We start from the raw sequence: 13939 nt of genomic DNA, 5'->3' as shown, positions 1-13939 counted from the left end.
CCCGGGCCCGACCCTCACCTTGCGGCCTGGGTCGTTCACACGCAGCCATCGGGGGGTTATCACTCGATGGCCTCGAGTGCTAACCGCAATGCTGGCACTCTCCACCATGGAGTGCAAGACGCTCAGGTTCGCCCTCGGCAGGATCGGGGCCCAGCCGCTCAGCTCAGCCCAGCCGCTCAGCTCAGGTGCAGGTCGCGCAGAAGGTCCTCGGGCGGAAGCACGCCGTCGAGGATGTAGGCGCGGAAGACCGGCACCGCCTGCTCGCCGGAGAAAACCTCCTCGGGGTGAAGATGAACACTGCGATCCCCATCGTAGGGGAGCTCGATCCAAGCATTGTCGTCCGCGACCGGCATCCGGCTGACCGCGTAGTGCGTCATGCTCTCCCCCGAGGCCACCCGGACCTCGATGGTCATGCGCTCGGCGGAGCCCCCGCACTGCATGTAGTTCATCTGAGCGATGTGATCCTCGGGCTCCTCCGCCAGGCGCGCGGCCCCCTCGGCCAGAGCCCGCACGCCCAGGGAGAAACGACGGCGGCCGTCGAAATAGCCGCGGTGGGTGAGTTGGACGGCCAGCTCATCGGCGACGTCGACGGGACTCAGAGACGACCGGTCGTGCTCGACGAAAGCGGCTGCAGCGACCTCCCAGGTCATATAACTCATACGCGGCACGGGTCCCTCCTTCGCGTCGCGGCTCCCTGCGGCCCACAACTGTATAAGGCCGCATACGGGGCCGCCGGTAGCCTCGGGCCATGAGCTACGACGTTCTGGTCTTCGATCCCACTGTCGTCTCCGATGCCGACTTCCCCGCCTGGTGGGAGGAGCAGGCCACCTGGCCGGAGGATCACTCCTACTGCGACCCGGCCCTCACCACTGCTTCGTTGCGGGCCTTCCACACGGACATGCTCCACTACTTCCCCGACCTGCAGGCGGAGGTACGGGCCTGCGACGCGCTCGGCACCGAGCCCGACCCCGATCGGGTGGAGAACTTCGCCGACTACTGCATCGGCTCCCGCCTCATCTACATGACCTTCTTCTGGAGTCGGGCCGCACGCGCGATCACCACCGTTGAGACCGTGGCCCTGCGTCACGGAGTGGCCGTGGCCAGGGTCAGTGAGGATTCCTCCATCCAGCGCCCCTGAGACCACCAGGCCACCCGCCACGGACCCACGGACCGATCTCGGCGCGGAGTACAACCGATCTCGAGAAAAAACGACTGCGGCCCGTGGCCCGGGCGATCTCCCCGGGACCACGGGCCCCGTCATCAAGGGGCCACTCAACCGCGGGCGTTCCCACAAACCCGCGGGAGGGCCTTCCTTCTTCGCCGGAGCGAGGGCCCGGGCTCCCGTGAACCCGAACCGGCTCTCAGTCACGATCCGTCATCGGGCTCCCCAACCCTCAGGACCGCTCCCGTCCGGCGGCAATCACTATGTAACCTCATGTTCCTGGGAATGCACCGGGACATCCTCTGTGAACCCTCTGGGAAGTGATGCGCGCAAGGGTGCTTGAAGGCGGGGCTCGACGAAGCCTCCTCCCCCAGGCCCTCACGCGCCCGGTTCCGCCTTCAGCGCGGCGAGAATGACCAGGGCACAGGTCCACGCCAAGGGCGCCGGACCGGCCGGGGCGCCGCCGGCGGAGACCTTCTCCGGCAGGGACCCCAGCGCTGTGCGATGCTCCTCGAGCCAGCCCAGAAGCCGTTCGGCCTCCTGCGACCGCCCCAATGCGGCCGCCGACCAGGCCAGCAGCGCCGTCTCGGGCGTCCAGGAGACGCCGTCGTCGCGCCAGGACTCCCCCGGCGCCACTCCCCCGCTCTCCCGGCGCATCCGCGAGACGGCGTCGGCGCGCACCCTCTGCGCACCCGACAGCGCCTGCGTGAAGGGCGGGCCGACCAGCGCGATCGCAGCATCGACATGCTCGTCACGCACGTGACGGCCCCAGTCGGGGGCGAAAGCCCGCTCCATGGCGAGGCGCACCACCGCCGCGCGCCCGGCCATGCGTCCCGCAGGCGAGCCGAGATCGATCCCCTCCCGTTCCAGAGCGGCCGCCGCCTCCAGGCCGAGGAGCACTGGCGCCGCCACGCCCAGGGTGAGGGTTCGCTCCGGGGTTTCCCAGTAATCGGGGGACGCGGCGGGCAGATGCGAGGGCGTGTCGGTCAGGGCCACCAGTTTCTCGGCGGCGCGTCTGAGAGCCGCCCCGCAGGCGACGTCGAGCTCATCGGCCCCGACGCCGTCCACCAGGACCCGGTGGGCCGCCCACAACAGCCAACCGGCGCCATCCGACTGCGCGGGGCGATCGTCGGGCGGACCGCCATCGATGTCGTAGCGCGCCTCGAAGCCGCCGTCGGAGCGTTGCAGCCCGGCCAGGTGGGTCAGGACGCCGAGCGCCTCGTCATGCAGGTCGACGGCGGAGAGGGCGGCAGCCGCGAAGGACGCGTCGCGGGGCCAGGTGTAGCGCCAGGCGCCGACAGGGCCGGCGATGACGGCCCCTGCGGGAAGATCGGCCGCTCCTGCGGCATCGCCGTCCAGGGCCGGGCCGGTCAGCGCGAGCAGGTCGGTCAGCGCCGCATCGATCAGACCACCCCAGCGGCCCTCCGGAAGACGGACGCCGTCGCGCCGCTGCTGCTGTGCAGCGGCGACGGCCGTTCCCTGCGCGGACGCGATCACGCGGGTGCCCGGCGCGTAGGAGATGGCGAGCCCGGGCGGAATCGCCTCCACGACGCCATCGGCTCCGATGACCACGCCCTCCGACAGGAGGGCGGGCGGGCGGCGTCTCCAAGGGCGCGCGCCGAGGGCGGCGCAGGTGACGACGGCCGCGCCGGTAGCGGGCACCAGGAGCGCGGCGCGCAGAAGATCACGACGCGCGAGCGGGGCAGGAACTCGGCTCACCCCTGGTCATCGTAGTCATCGCGCAGGATGACCACGATCGGGTTGGGGGAGTCGTCGGCTTCAACCGCCTCGGCGGACTCCACAATGTTGGTCGTCCCCAGGGCATCGGCCACGGCTTTGGCAGTGGCGGCATTGTCCGGAGTCGAGTAGAAGACTGTGGTGGCGGACGGATCAGCGGAGTCGTACACCCCCTGGGCGACCTGAACGGATGTGAATCCGGCGTTCGTGAGCTTATCGCCCGTGCGGCCGGCCAGACCGGTGACATTGGTACCGTTGTGCACGGTAACGCCCATGGTCATGTCGGCATCGCCGGAGGGCTGCGGTTCGGGATTCTCAGTCTCCTCAGGCTCAGGAGTGGAGGCCGTGGGGCCGGCAGTCGTCGCCCCGGCGCTGGAGGAGCCGTTCGAGGAGGGCGAGCCACCACCGTTTCTCAACAGGGCGACGGCGCCCCAGGCGACGAGCGGCACGATGATGAGCACCGCCAGCAGAGGGATCCAGCTGCGCCATGCGGGCACCTGCGCCCGGTGCACGCCGACGGGGACGGGCCCCTCGGCATCCGCGGCGTCGAACTCGTCGTCAGGGTACTGGTAGTCGCTCACCCTGCGAGAATAGCGGGCCACCGCCCATGCGCGCGGGCGACCCGCGGAATCTGTAGTAAGGACACCGTGGGAACCGGCTGGATAGGCTTGCAGGATGAGTGACCCCAAGCCCCTGTCCGAGATCGTCCATTCCTCATGGGTCGAGGCCCTGTCGCCGGTCGAGCAGACCATCCACGAGATCGGCGCCCGCCTGCGGGAGGAGGTCGCCGCGGGGCACGGATATCTGCCGGCCGGCACCGACGTGCTACGCGCCTTCACCTATCCGATGCCGGAGGTCAAGGTCCTCATCGTGGGGCAGGACCCCTACCCCACTCCCGGGCACCCGATGGGTCTGAGCTTCTCGGTGCAGCCCGGCGTCAAGCCTCCGCGCAGCCTGGAGAACATCTTCACCGAGATGGTCAGCGATCTGGGTGTGGACCGGCCGACGTCGGGAGACCTCACGCCCTGGTCGCGGCAGGGAGTCATGCTGCTCAATCGAGTCCTGACGGTGCGCCCGGGGGCGCCCGCCTCTCACCGCGGCTGGGGCTGGGAGACGGTGACCCAGCGGGCGATCGAGGCGCTGGTCCAGCGCCCGGAACCACTGGTGGCGATCCTGTGGGGCCGGCCGGCGCAGTCGCTGACTCCGATGCTGGGCCAGACGCCGATCATCGCCTCCCCGCATCCCTCGCCGCTGAGCGCTTCGCGCGGCTTCTTCGGCTCCAGACCCTTCAGCCGGGCCAATGAGGAGCTGACCCGGCTGGGTGCGCAGCCCGTGGACTGGCGCCTGCCATGACGACGGCGCAGACCTCCCAAGGGGCCGGCCTGCCGGCCTCAGGCGGAGCGATGCTGATGCATGCGGGTGCCCGGGCCGATCTGGCCGGTCGGAGACAACTCCTCGATGACGCCGGCCTTGCCGACCTCGGGGTCGGGAACGTACCCGGTGACGGTATCCACGCCCAGGTCGAGCAGGAGAGGGTGCATGGGGGTGGAGGGGCCGACCAGAACCGTGTGCGCGCCGCCTCCGACCGCCAGGTCGAGCAGGCGGGGAGCCGACTTGTTGACGAAGCTCGACGAGGAGATGAAGACATAGTCCGCCTCGGGCAGCAGGTACTCGCAAGCCGTGTCCGGGTAGTCGCCCGGCTCGGGGAAGCGCTCGAGGATCTGCAGGTCGGCGGCTTTCCACAGCACACCGCGGGCGAAGGGGAAATGGCCGATGATCGCGGCGATCCGACCCTCGACGGCGTCGGCGTAGGGGTCGAAGACCTCGCGCCAGGTCAGTCCCGCGCCGGTGGGCACGAATCCCTGCCGGGAGGCGACCTCGGCCCGGGAGTACCACGAGTTGATGGCGGCCAGTCCGACGCTCGCCTCGGCGAGGTTCCAGCTGCGCACCAGGGCGGCGACGTCGCGAATGGGGCGGCCCGCGTCGGGTGTGTCGGCGGAGAGCGCCGGGCGACTCGTCTCCCGCATGGACCAGGCCGAGCCGATGCCGCCGGCGGAGTTGATGACCCGGGTCCACCGGGCGCCGCGGTCAGAAGCGGTGACGGTCACATCCTCGGGCAGGTCGTCGATGAGGGCGTCGTAAATATCCCAGCGGCTGGTCACAGGTGAGCTCCTTGTATCAGCTGGATCCCGATCTCCCGGGTCCAGATCTCTCTAGCCATCTCCATCAGTAAGGCTCACCTTAACTCCTGCGCCTGCGCGCTGGATATACCCCGTCGACTCCCTGGAGCCGCGTATCGGACTCGAACCGATGACCTGCTGTTTACAAGACAGCTGCTCTACCAACTGAGCTAACACGGCATGCGCGGGCGAGCCTACAGGGTGGACCGTCCAGGGCACGAGCCCGGGCGGGTCGCCAGGCCCCGCTCCCCGCGCCCGGACTCATCATTTGTTGATGAGCTTGGTCAGGCTGTCGGCCGCGCCCACCTGAGTGAGATCGATCTGCTCGCCTCTGACCAGAATCGTCGGCGTCCCCTTGAACCCGAGGTTCTGGAAGGTCTCAGTGCCGAGCTTCGTCCACGCGTCGTACGCCCTGCTGGTGATCGTGTCCTTGAACTGAGCGGTCACGTCGCCACTCACTCCCGCCTTCTCACCGACGGCCACCAGGGTTTCCACCGTCAGACGCGAGACGTCCTGCTTCTGGGCGATCGAGAGATACTCCTCGAAGACGGCGTTGTGGAAAGCCAACGCATTGTCCGGGTCCTTGTCGATGACCAGGCCCATGGCGTTCATCGCCAAGTCCGTCCAGTCCTGACCGAGGATCTTGCAGGGGTGCAGGACGAGCGTGGCCTCGCCGTTGTCCAACAGCTTGGAGATCTCGTCGGTGTGGAGGCTGTCGAACTCCGCGCAGTGGGGGCAGGAGTAGTCGAAGAAGACGTCGAGCACGGCGGCGCCTTCGGTGACGGAGCCGATGGCCACACCCTGACCGCCGAGGAGGCCCGAGTCCTTGCCATAGGTCCACGCGCCGTCAGACAGCACGATCTCCGGCACACCCGGGGTGTTCGCCTTGCCCTCGGCGATGGTGCCCGTGGGCAGGTCCGACTTCTTCATCTGGCTGGCGACCACAAGCCCGGTCGCACCTCCCACGGCGACGACGGCGCCCGCTCCGATCAGGACGCGGCGCGTGATCTTCGCACGGCGCTCCCGACGCTCCTGCTCCTCTCGGAGTGCCTGAGCCTTCACGCGGGCGGCCTCGCGTCGCTCTGCCTTGGTAGGACGGGGGGTGTTCGAGGCCACGGAGAACTCCTCAGATCGTCGGCAGGACCACTGAACACCAAAAGATTCAACAGTCCACTGATGGCAGGACACTACGTATTCTGCCTGGCAATCAGCCGATAAGCACCGCACGAGCACTGCGGCCTGCCTCACGCGCCGCGGGAACGCCTCACGACTCGTAGAAGAAAGGCCCCGCCGTAGTGGGGAGAGCCCCCAGCACCAGGAGGATCATCAGACCGGCGGCCGCCGCCAACAGAACGGCACCACCGATGACGGGACCGGACTCGCTCCCCATGGCGGCCTCGACCATGCGCGCGCCGCCGCGCCGCGTCGGCGCGCCCCACGGCACCATCCATCCGACGAAGAGGGACAGCGTCACCGGCACGCCCCACGTCATGCGCACGGCGTAATACGTTTCCGCCTGTCCGAACACCAGTCGGTTTAACACGTAGTAGGCGACGCCAAACACCAGGAGGCCCGGGATCGCCGCGAAAATATTGGCCACCAGCGAACGCAGCAGGTACCAGGGCACCCCCGCCCACATGCGAGGGCTGTCCCCTGCGGACACCCGACCGGCCTCCAGTCTGCGCCAGCGCCGGGCGTCCTCGGCCCGCCCCACGGTCCCGGCCACCACGAGAATCACGACGAAGAGGATCACCACCCAGAAGGGCATTGCGAAAGACAGTGCCGCCAGGAAGGCGAATCCGGCCAGAATCACGACCGGATGACGACGCGGCTCACGCGCCCAGCTCGGCAACGAGTCGCTCGTCTCCGTAGAGACGGCGGGCTGGGCACCCGTCGGCTGGGCGCCGGCGGGCTGCGCACCAGTCGGCCGGGCACCCGTCGGATGCGCACCGGTGGGCTGAGGGCCGGTGGGCTGGGCGGGCGCCTGCTGAGCAGGCTGAGCCGGCTGAGCGGGCGGCGAGATCGGCGCAGGCGTCGGACTCGGTACGGGACCGGGCGCGGGCAGGGGCGCGGGACGCGCCGAGCTAGGCTGAGCCGGACGCACGCCCGTATTGCTGCCCGGCGCATATGCCGCCGGTACTCCGGTCGGCCGCACGCCGGTCGAAGGCGTCATCGGTCCGGACTGCTGCCCGCCGTCCGGCCGGAAACTGGGCGGCGCGCCGACGGCGCCCGACATCGACGTCGATGGCGATGGCGGCGTTGGCGTCGGTGCGGCGGGGCCCGACGCACCGAGATACCCGTATGCGCCGGGAGGCGGCCCCATACCAGCAGAAGGCGCACCGGGCCTGGTGCCGTATCCGCCGCTGGAAGGAGTAGAAGGCGTTCTGTACCCATTGTTGTAGCTGCTGTAGCCGCCGTAGCCGCTGTACCCGCCGCCGGAAGGAGCGCCGGCGGGAAGAGCGCCGGCCCCGCCGGGCACTCCAGCTCCGCCGGGAGCACCGGGCCTCGGGCCCGTGCCGGCGGACTGCGGGGACGCCATGATGCCGTAATTCGCCGCGAACGTGCCGGTGGCCGTGTCGGCCTCGGAGGCTCCGCCGTCGTTCCCGAGGAGCTCATCGACCACTTCCTGCCCGGTGCCGCCATCGGCGACGTCGTCGAGGACTCGCAGCAGATCCTCGACGCTGAGACGGTCGTCGGCCTCCGTGGCCAGCGCGGCGGTGAACGCCTGAGCGAGCGCGGGACAGTCCTCCTCCAGCGCGCCGAGCTCGGGGGTTCCGGCGTAGACGCGTCGGAAGACCGCCTGCCATGGCCCTGAGCCGAAGGGCGCCCGCCCGGTGACCGCGAACAGGAGCACACCCGCGCAGGCGTACCAGTCGACGCCGGGGGTGGGCTCCTGCCCGTCGAGCATTTCGGGGGGGATGAAACCAGGTGTGCCGGTCACCTGACCGGTCTGGGTCAGCCGAACGTCGTCGGCGACCTGGGCGATGCCGAAGTCGATGAGCACCGGGCCCTGCGCCCCGAGCATGACATTGGACGGCTTGAGATCGCGATGGATGACGCCGGCGGCGTGAACGGCGGACAGCGAGTCGACCAGCCCGTGAGCGAGGTCGGAGAGGTCGCGCGCATCGGTGGACAGGTCGTAGGCGCCCTCGTAATCGACCTCGTGCTGGAGCGTGGGCCCGTCCACGAGCTCGGTGATGACGAAGGTGACGCCGCTGCCGTCGGCGCCGTCGCCGGTCTCGATATCGAGGATGCGGGCGACACGGGAGTCCTTGACGCGCGCCAGCACCGAGGCCTCGCGGTCCAGACGGCGCCGGGCCATGGGATCAGCGGCGATCTGGGGGTGAAGGATCTTCATGGCGACGTGGCTGCCCTCGCCGTCGGCGACCTCCCAGACCACGCCCATACCGCCGGCGCCCAGCCGCCGGAGCAACCGATAGCCCCCGACATCCGCGCCGGCACGGAGCCCCGCCAAGGAGATCGGGGTGCCTGTCCCCACGTCCGGATTCTGCGTCATAGCCTCACAGTACCGGTACCCTCCGTCCCAGCATGGGATGTGAGGGGCTTCACCGCCTCGGGAGCGACTCCGATCGCCGCAAACCTATCTGATCGGCTTGATAGTGTGACAGCATGAGTCCCGCGCCCGGTCACCCGGCCGGGCTCCTGTGTCAGTGCGGACACGCATCGGCACCTTTCACTACGGATCGTCCGGCACGTACCTGCCGGTGAAGGGACACCATCCATGGCCACTGTGACTTTCGATCACGCCACGCGCATTTACCCGGGCAATGACCGCCCGAGCGTGGATGCCCTCAATCTTGAGATCGCCGACGGCGAGTTCCTCGTCCTCGTCGGCCCCTCCGGCTGCGGAAAGTCGACCTCCCTGCGCATGCTCGCGGGCCTGGAGGACGTCAATTCCGGCCGCATCCTCATCGGGGACAAGGACGTCACCGATGTTCAGCCCAAGGACCGTGACATCGCCATGGTCTTCCAGAACTACGCCCTGTACCCGCACATGAGCGTGCACGACAACATGGGCTTCGCCCTCAAGATCGCGGGCACCCCGAAGGCGGAGATCGACAAGCGGGTCAAGGAGGCCGCCAAGATCCTCGGCCTGACCGAGTACCTCGACCGCAAGCCGAAGGCCCTCTCCGGCGGCCAGCGTCAGCGTGTCGCCATGGGCCGCGCCATCGTGCGCAAGCCCAAGGTCTTCCTCATGGACGAGCCCCTGTCCAACCTGGACGCCAAGCTGCGCGTTCAGACCCGCACGCAGATCGCCTCCCTCCAGCGGTCGCTGGGCGTCACCACGGTCTACGTCACCCACGACCAGACCGAGGCCCTGACCATGGGGGACCGCATCGCGGTCCTCAAGGACGGCGTCCTCCAGCAGGTCGGCACCCCGCGTGAGATGTACGACAAGCCGGCCAACGACTTCGTCGCCGGCTTCATCGGCTCGCCGGCCATGAACCTGGGGCGGTTCTCGGTCGAGGGGGACGTCGCGACTCTCGGCGCCGCCAAGGTCCAGCTGTCCAAGGCCACCCTGGACGCCATCAAGCCCGAGGACGGCGGCAAGGTCATCATCGGCTTCCGCCCCGAGTCCCTCGAGGTCGTCTCCGCGGACGACGATCCCTCCATCCCGGTGCGCCTGTCCTTCGTGGAGGAGCTGGGGAGCGACGCCTACATCTACGGCGAGCTCGTCGGCGCCGAGGGCTCGGAGGAGAAGCTGGGATCCGGCGAGGACTCCAGCCAGATCATCGTTCGCGTTCCCCCGCGCACCGCGCCCGAGCCGGGCGAGACCGTCCACGTGCGCATCAAGCCCGGCGAGGAGCACATCTTCTCCTCCTCCACGGGCGAGCGCCTGCCCGCCTGAGGGCCCTAGCAGCGGGTCTGGTGCGGAGGACCTGAGCACTTCACCGCCTGAGACCCCGACCCCGCGATCGCGCCACGCGCCGATCCGCACTGAAGCCCGTCCCCTCACGCCGAGGGGGCGGGCTTCGGTGTGTCTCAGGTGCCTCAGGTGTCTCAGTGTGCGGTCCGGCACCCCTCCCGCCGCTCAGCGCGCCGTCGACTCCGTTTCCTGAGAGGATGTTTTCATGCCTCAGTCCATGCAGATTACCGCGGCGACGATCGACCCCGCGCTGCTCGACCTGCCGTGGGAGAGCCCACTGGAGTCGTGGCCGCCCGAAGTCCTCGCGGCACTTCCACGCGGCCTGTCCCGACACATCGTGCGGTTCGTCAACCTCTCCGAGCGCGTGATCGCCGTCAAGGAGATCGGCGAGTCCGTCGCCTATCGCGAGTACGAGCTGCTCCGCAGCCTCGTGCGCCTGGGCGCGCCGTGCGTGACGCCTACCGCTGTCATCACGAGCCGCACGGACCTGTCCGGCACCGCCCTGAACTCCGTGCTCATCACCGAGCACCTGTCCTACTCCCTCCCCTATCGCGCCCTGTTCAGCCAGTACATGCGCCCGGAGACCGCCACACGCCTGATCGACGCTCTGGCGGTCCTGCTCGTGCGCCTGCACCTGCTCGGCTTCTACTGGGGGGATGTCTCGCTGTCCAACACGCTCTTCCGGCGCGACGCAGGCGCCTTCGCCGCCTATCTGGTCGACGCCGAGACCGGCGAGCTCCACACGGAGGGACTGACGGAGGGCAAGCGGCTGTACGACATCGACGTCGCCCGGACGAACATCATCGGCGAGCTCATGGACCTCCAGGCCGGAGCGCTCCTGGAGCCCAGCGTCGACACGATTGAGGTCGGCGACCGCATCGTGACCCGCTACACCGACCTGTGGGAGGTGCTCACGGGCGCGGAGACCTTCGACATGGGCGAGCGGTGGCGCGTGCGGCAGCGCATCGAGCGCCTCAACAAGCTGGGCTTCGACGTCGGCGAGCTCATGATGAAGACCCACGCCGACGGCTCGGTCGCGCGCATGGTCATCCAGCCCAAGGTCGTCGATGCGGGGCACTACCACCGCCAGATCATGCGCCTGACGGGTTTGGACGTCCAGGAGCGTCAGGGCCAGCGCATGCTCAACGACCTGGAGGCGTACAGGGCCTACACCGATCGGCAGGACGAGCCCATCGAGCAGACGGCCCACTCCTGGCTCGCCAACGTCTTCGAGCCGACGATCTCCGCCGTTCCCATGGAACTGCGCCGCAAGCTCGAACCCGCAGAGATCTTCCACGAGGTCCTCGAGCACCGCTGGTACATGTCGGAGGCCCAGCAGTGCGACATCACCACCGAGCAGGCGCTTGAGGACTACATCAACAATGTCCTGCCCCAGCACCGGGACGAGGAGTCCTTCCTCTCACTGGGCGACACCCAGGAGATGGCGGCGATCTTCGGCGCCGAGGACGAAGGCGAGAACGCCCCCCTTGACGACGATGACGAGTTCGCCGCCAGGGATGAGGAGATGGCCCTGGCCTATGAGCGCAATCCCATGGGCTTCACCGCCGGCCTGAAGTTCAAGGGGGAGTGAGGAGAGCAAGGATGATGCTCGCGTGAGCCCCGACGTCGTCGTCCTCCCCGGCGCCGACCGCGTCCCTCACGGCTTCATCGACCTGGTGACCGACCCCTCCGGAACGGTGCTCACATGGAAGTACATCCCGGTGATGATCAACGGTTGTCCGGTGCACTTCAGTTCGGCTGTCGCCCGTGTCGTCGCGCCTGCGGGGCCTGCGAGCGTCGTCATCGGTCGTCCCGGCGGCTTCAGGCTGCTCGCTCCACGCGTCGATGTCGTGGTCCAGCCCGAGCAGGCCGTCCCCGTCTTCTACTACCGCTCCTGGATCAAGGGAGATCCCGGTGCGCTGACGCTGGAGAGGATCAAGAGACCCAGCCCTTACGAGAAGCAGTGGCTTGTCATAGTCGTGATCCTGCTCGCAGTGCTTGCCTTTCATCTGCTCATCGAGTTGATGAAACGGCTCTGAAGCCCCGGGCGAGTGAGAAGAGCGCAATGAACGGCACAACCGGCCCACCGCACAGTGCTTACCCTGCTTACCCGCACGGTACCGGTTACCTAGATATCACCGTCCAGCATGTGCGAGCGGAGCTTCGACTGCTCAGCCCTCCCGGGCGTCCGGCTGCGATCCGCATCAACGGGGAGAACATGCACCTGCCCATGGGGACTACGCGACTGCAGGTCCCCGCCGGCGTTCCTCTGGAGGTGGGCGTGCCGGGGCTGCTGGTGCTCACCCGGCCGGTGACGGTGCGTGTGGCACCCGGTGGAGTGGTTCGGCTCTTCTACTGGGAGCCGCAGTGGCAGAACTCGTCGCCGGTGATCTCACCCACTCCGATCTCCGACAAGGACTACCGCGCTCCCACGGTCATCATGCTCACCATCTTCGGGGTGATACTCGTTACAGTTATCATAGCGTTCCTGAACGCCATCGGTGCATGACCGTAGCCGTGCGGCCACCCGCAGAACGACATCGTCAGGCTCGACCATGCTCGTCACGCCCGCAACCACTGCGCATACGTGGGGCCCACCGACGGCACATCATCGCCAGGCACCAGCGCACCGCGGCGGAAGGCGAGTCCCCAGCGGGTTGGGATCAGCAGGGGCACCGGTCGCGCGCTCAAGGATGGGAGCTGCGCAGTCATCTCCCACAGCGTCATCACCTCGGGTCCCGCAACCTCATACGTCTGGCCGTCGTCGTCACTGAGAACCGCCTGAGCCACGGTCTCGGCGACGGCGTCGAGACCGACTGGGCGCATTCTCATGGAGGGGATGAGCGAAATGGGGCCGTGGCGCATGCGCTCCACATTCTGGCCGACGAACTCGAACCATTGGGTCGAGCGGACCAGCGACAGACGCGGGCTCATCCGGCGGGCAAGCTCCTCTTGAGCAACTTTACCCGCGAAATAGCCGTACCCCCGGACTTCCGGCAAGTGACAGCCGACGATCGAGAGCAGAACATGTCGCACCCCGAAGGCCTTCGCCGCAGCGGAAATGGCGCGAGTCGAACGCGTGAAGAAGTCGGTTGCGACCTTCTTGCCGGTGGTGAACCTGCCACTGGCCTCCACAATGGCATCCGCCCCCGCCAGTACGGCCACGGCATCATCCCGCAGGACGTCGAAACCGGTCCGGCGCGAGTGCATCGTCACCCGCGTCCCGGCATTCTCCAGAGCATGCCTGATGGCCTTCCCGGAGACGCCCCCTCCTACAACTGCCACTCTCATCGCGCGCCCCTCTCGCAGCATTTACACCTCTACGATCATAGAGTATCTATAATCGTAGAGGTATTTAGTCTCGAAAGGCAAGGAGCGGACGCCATGGGACGCGGGGCAGGACGCAGAGAGCAGATCGGCGACGCCGGAGTACGGCTCATCGCCCGCGATGGAGTGCACGCACTCACACACCTGCACGTCGATGCCGAAGCGGGGCTCCCCCGCGGATCGACCTCCTACTACGCCCGCACCCGCCGAGATCTGCTGACACTCGTGGTCAACCGTCTTTCCGAGGGATCACAGTCGGACATCGCCGACGTCAAGATCCCCGCGTCACTTCATCGCCATGAGGCGGCCGGCATCGCAGCGGACATCCTCGCGCACATGGCACGACGCTCGGACGCTCAAGCCGCCCGCGGCGCGCTCCTGTTCGAGTTGCGAGACGATGCCGAGCTTCGAGAAGCGCTCACGGCCAAGGCCCCGGTCAGGGAGCCGTTGACCCGACTGGCCGAGCAGGTTCTCACCTCCGCAGGCGTCTCGGACGCCGTGACCCGCGCCCCCGACCTGGTGGGGCTGGTGGACGCGCTGCTGATGTACCAGGCGGCCGAAGCCGCACCCGTGGACACGAGAGCCGTCCTCACGGCCTATCTCGAGGGACTCGACTAGGGCGGCTGGGCGAGCGAGCGCCCCGCG

General features: G+C 68.4%; 14 protein-coding genes and 1 tRNA gene. 7 read left to right on the top strand and 8 right to left on the bottom strand.

Going from position 1 to position 13939, the window contains the following annotated elements; translation table 11 throughout:
* Positions 1-176 precede the first annotated feature (176 nt).
* Positions 177-659 carry a hypothetical protein gene (locus W5W_RS0103975; RefSeq protein WP_238533300.1) on the bottom strand — a complete coding sequence of 161 codons (483 nt, stop codon included), beginning with the start codon at positions 657-659 and terminating at the stop codon, positions 177-179.
* An 89-nt stretch (positions 660-748) separates the two neighbouring features.
* Here W5W_RS0103975 and W5W_RS0103970 point away from each other — a divergent pair, with 89 nt between their 5' ends.
* A complete protein-coding gene (locus tag W5W_RS0103970; protein WP_008732285.1) occupies positions 749-1138 on the top strand; it encodes a hypothetical protein in 390 nt (129 codons plus the stop codon).
* Positions 1139-1540: 402 nt separating this feature from the next.
* Here the strand turns inward: W5W_RS0103970 and W5W_RS0103965 are convergent, their stop codons facing one another.
* Both W5W_RS0103965 and W5W_RS0103960 read right to left on the bottom strand, forming a co-directional pair.
* Positions 1541-2881 carry a hypothetical protein gene (locus W5W_RS0103965; RefSeq protein ID WP_017194429.1) on the bottom strand — a complete coding sequence of 447 codons (1341 nt, stop codon included), beginning with the start codon at positions 2879-2881 and terminating at the stop codon, positions 1541-1543.
* Entirely contained in the window at positions 2878-3480 is a 603-nt protein-coding gene (locus W5W_RS0103960) for a LytR C-terminal domain-containing protein (protein WP_017194428.1), read from the bottom strand. Before W5W_RS0103960 ends, W5W_RS0103965 begins: the two co-directional genes overlap by 4 nt.
* A gap of 94 nt (positions 3481-3574) precedes the next feature.
* On the opposite strand from W5W_RS0103960, the gene W5W_RS0103955 reads away from it, so the two are divergent.
* The gene (locus W5W_RS0103955) at positions 3575-4252 is read left to right on the top strand and encodes a uracil-DNA glycosylase (protein WP_017194427.1); all 678 of its coding nucleotides are present in this window, start codon (positions 3575-3577) and stop codon (positions 4250-4252) included.
* Positions 4253-4290: 38 nt separating this feature from the next.
* Here W5W_RS0103955 and W5W_RS0103950 read toward each other — a convergent pair whose 3' ends face one another.
* The 4 genes from W5W_RS0103950 to W5W_RS0103935 all read right to left on the bottom strand — a co-directional run bounded on the left by W5W_RS0103950 (position 4291) and on the right by W5W_RS0103935 (position 8596).
* A complete protein-coding gene (locus W5W_RS0103950) occupies positions 4291-5061 on the bottom strand; it encodes a Rossmann-like domain-containing protein (protein WP_008732271.1) in 771 nt (256 codons plus the stop codon).
* Between the two features lie 122 nt (positions 5062-5183).
* Positions 5184-5259: transfer RNA gene (locus tag W5W_RS0103945), tRNA-Thr, on the bottom strand.
* A gap of 84 nt (positions 5260-5343) precedes the next feature.
* Positions 5344-6195, bottom strand: coding sequence for a DsbA family protein (locus tag W5W_RS0103940; RefSeq protein ID WP_017194426.1), 852 nt, complete (start codon positions 6193-6195; stop codon positions 5344-5346).
* Positions 6196-6343: 148 nt separating this feature from the next.
* Positions 6344-8596: a serine/threonine-protein kinase gene (locus tag W5W_RS0103935; protein ID WP_017194425.1), complete on the bottom strand. Its 2253-nt coding sequence runs from the start codon at positions 8594-8596 to the stop codon at positions 6344-6346.
* Between the two features lie 225 nt (positions 8597-8821).
* Between W5W_RS0103935 and W5W_RS0103930 the strand changes: the two genes are divergently transcribed.
* The 4 genes from W5W_RS0103930 to W5W_RS0103915 all read left to right on the top strand — a co-directional run bounded on the left by W5W_RS0103930 (position 8822) and on the right by W5W_RS0103915 (position 12476).
* Positions 8822-9949: an ABC transporter ATP-binding protein gene (locus W5W_RS0103930; RefSeq protein ID WP_017194424.1), complete on the top strand. Its 1128-nt coding sequence runs from the start codon at positions 8822-8824 to the stop codon at positions 9947-9949.
* A 223-nt stretch (positions 9950-10172) separates the two neighbouring features.
* Positions 10173-11558, top strand: a complete 1386-nt coding sequence (locus W5W_RS0103925; protein ID WP_008732297.1) for a DUF4032 domain-containing protein — start codon at positions 10173-10175, stop codon at positions 11556-11558.
* Positions 11559-11580: 22 nt separating this feature from the next.
* A complete protein-coding gene (locus tag W5W_RS0103920) occupies positions 11581-12006 on the top strand; it encodes a hypothetical protein (RefSeq protein ID WP_008732305.1) in 426 nt (141 codons plus the stop codon).
* A gap of 110 nt (positions 12007-12116) precedes the next feature.
* Positions 12117-12476: a hypothetical protein gene (locus W5W_RS0103915; RefSeq protein ID WP_154650237.1), complete on the top strand. Its 360-nt coding sequence runs from the start codon at positions 12117-12119 to the stop codon at positions 12474-12476.
* 53 nt (positions 12477-12529) lie between these two features.
* Here the strand turns inward: W5W_RS0103915 and W5W_RS0103910 are convergent, their stop codons facing one another.
* Positions 12530-13258 carry an SDR family oxidoreductase gene (locus W5W_RS0103910; protein ID WP_193760057.1) on the bottom strand — a complete coding sequence of 243 codons (729 nt, stop codon included), beginning with the start codon at positions 13256-13258 and terminating at the stop codon, positions 12530-12532.
* Between the two features lie 93 nt (positions 13259-13351).
* Here W5W_RS0103910 and W5W_RS0103905 point away from each other — a divergent pair, with 93 nt between their 5' ends.
* The gene (locus tag W5W_RS0103905; protein ID WP_008732269.1) at positions 13352-13912 is read left to right on the top strand and encodes a TetR/AcrR family transcriptional regulator; all 561 of its coding nucleotides are present in this window, start codon (positions 13352-13354) and stop codon (positions 13910-13912) included.
* Positions 13913-13939 lie beyond the last annotated feature (27 nt).

It is taken from the genome of Actinomyces massiliensis 4401292 (assembly GCF_000269805.1).
Lineage (GTDB): Bacteria > Actinomycetota > Actinomycetes > Actinomycetales > Actinomycetaceae > Actinomyces > Actinomyces massiliensis.
Note: the sequence above shows the minus strand (reverse complement) of the source record. Positions and strands in the feature narration are given on the sequence as shown.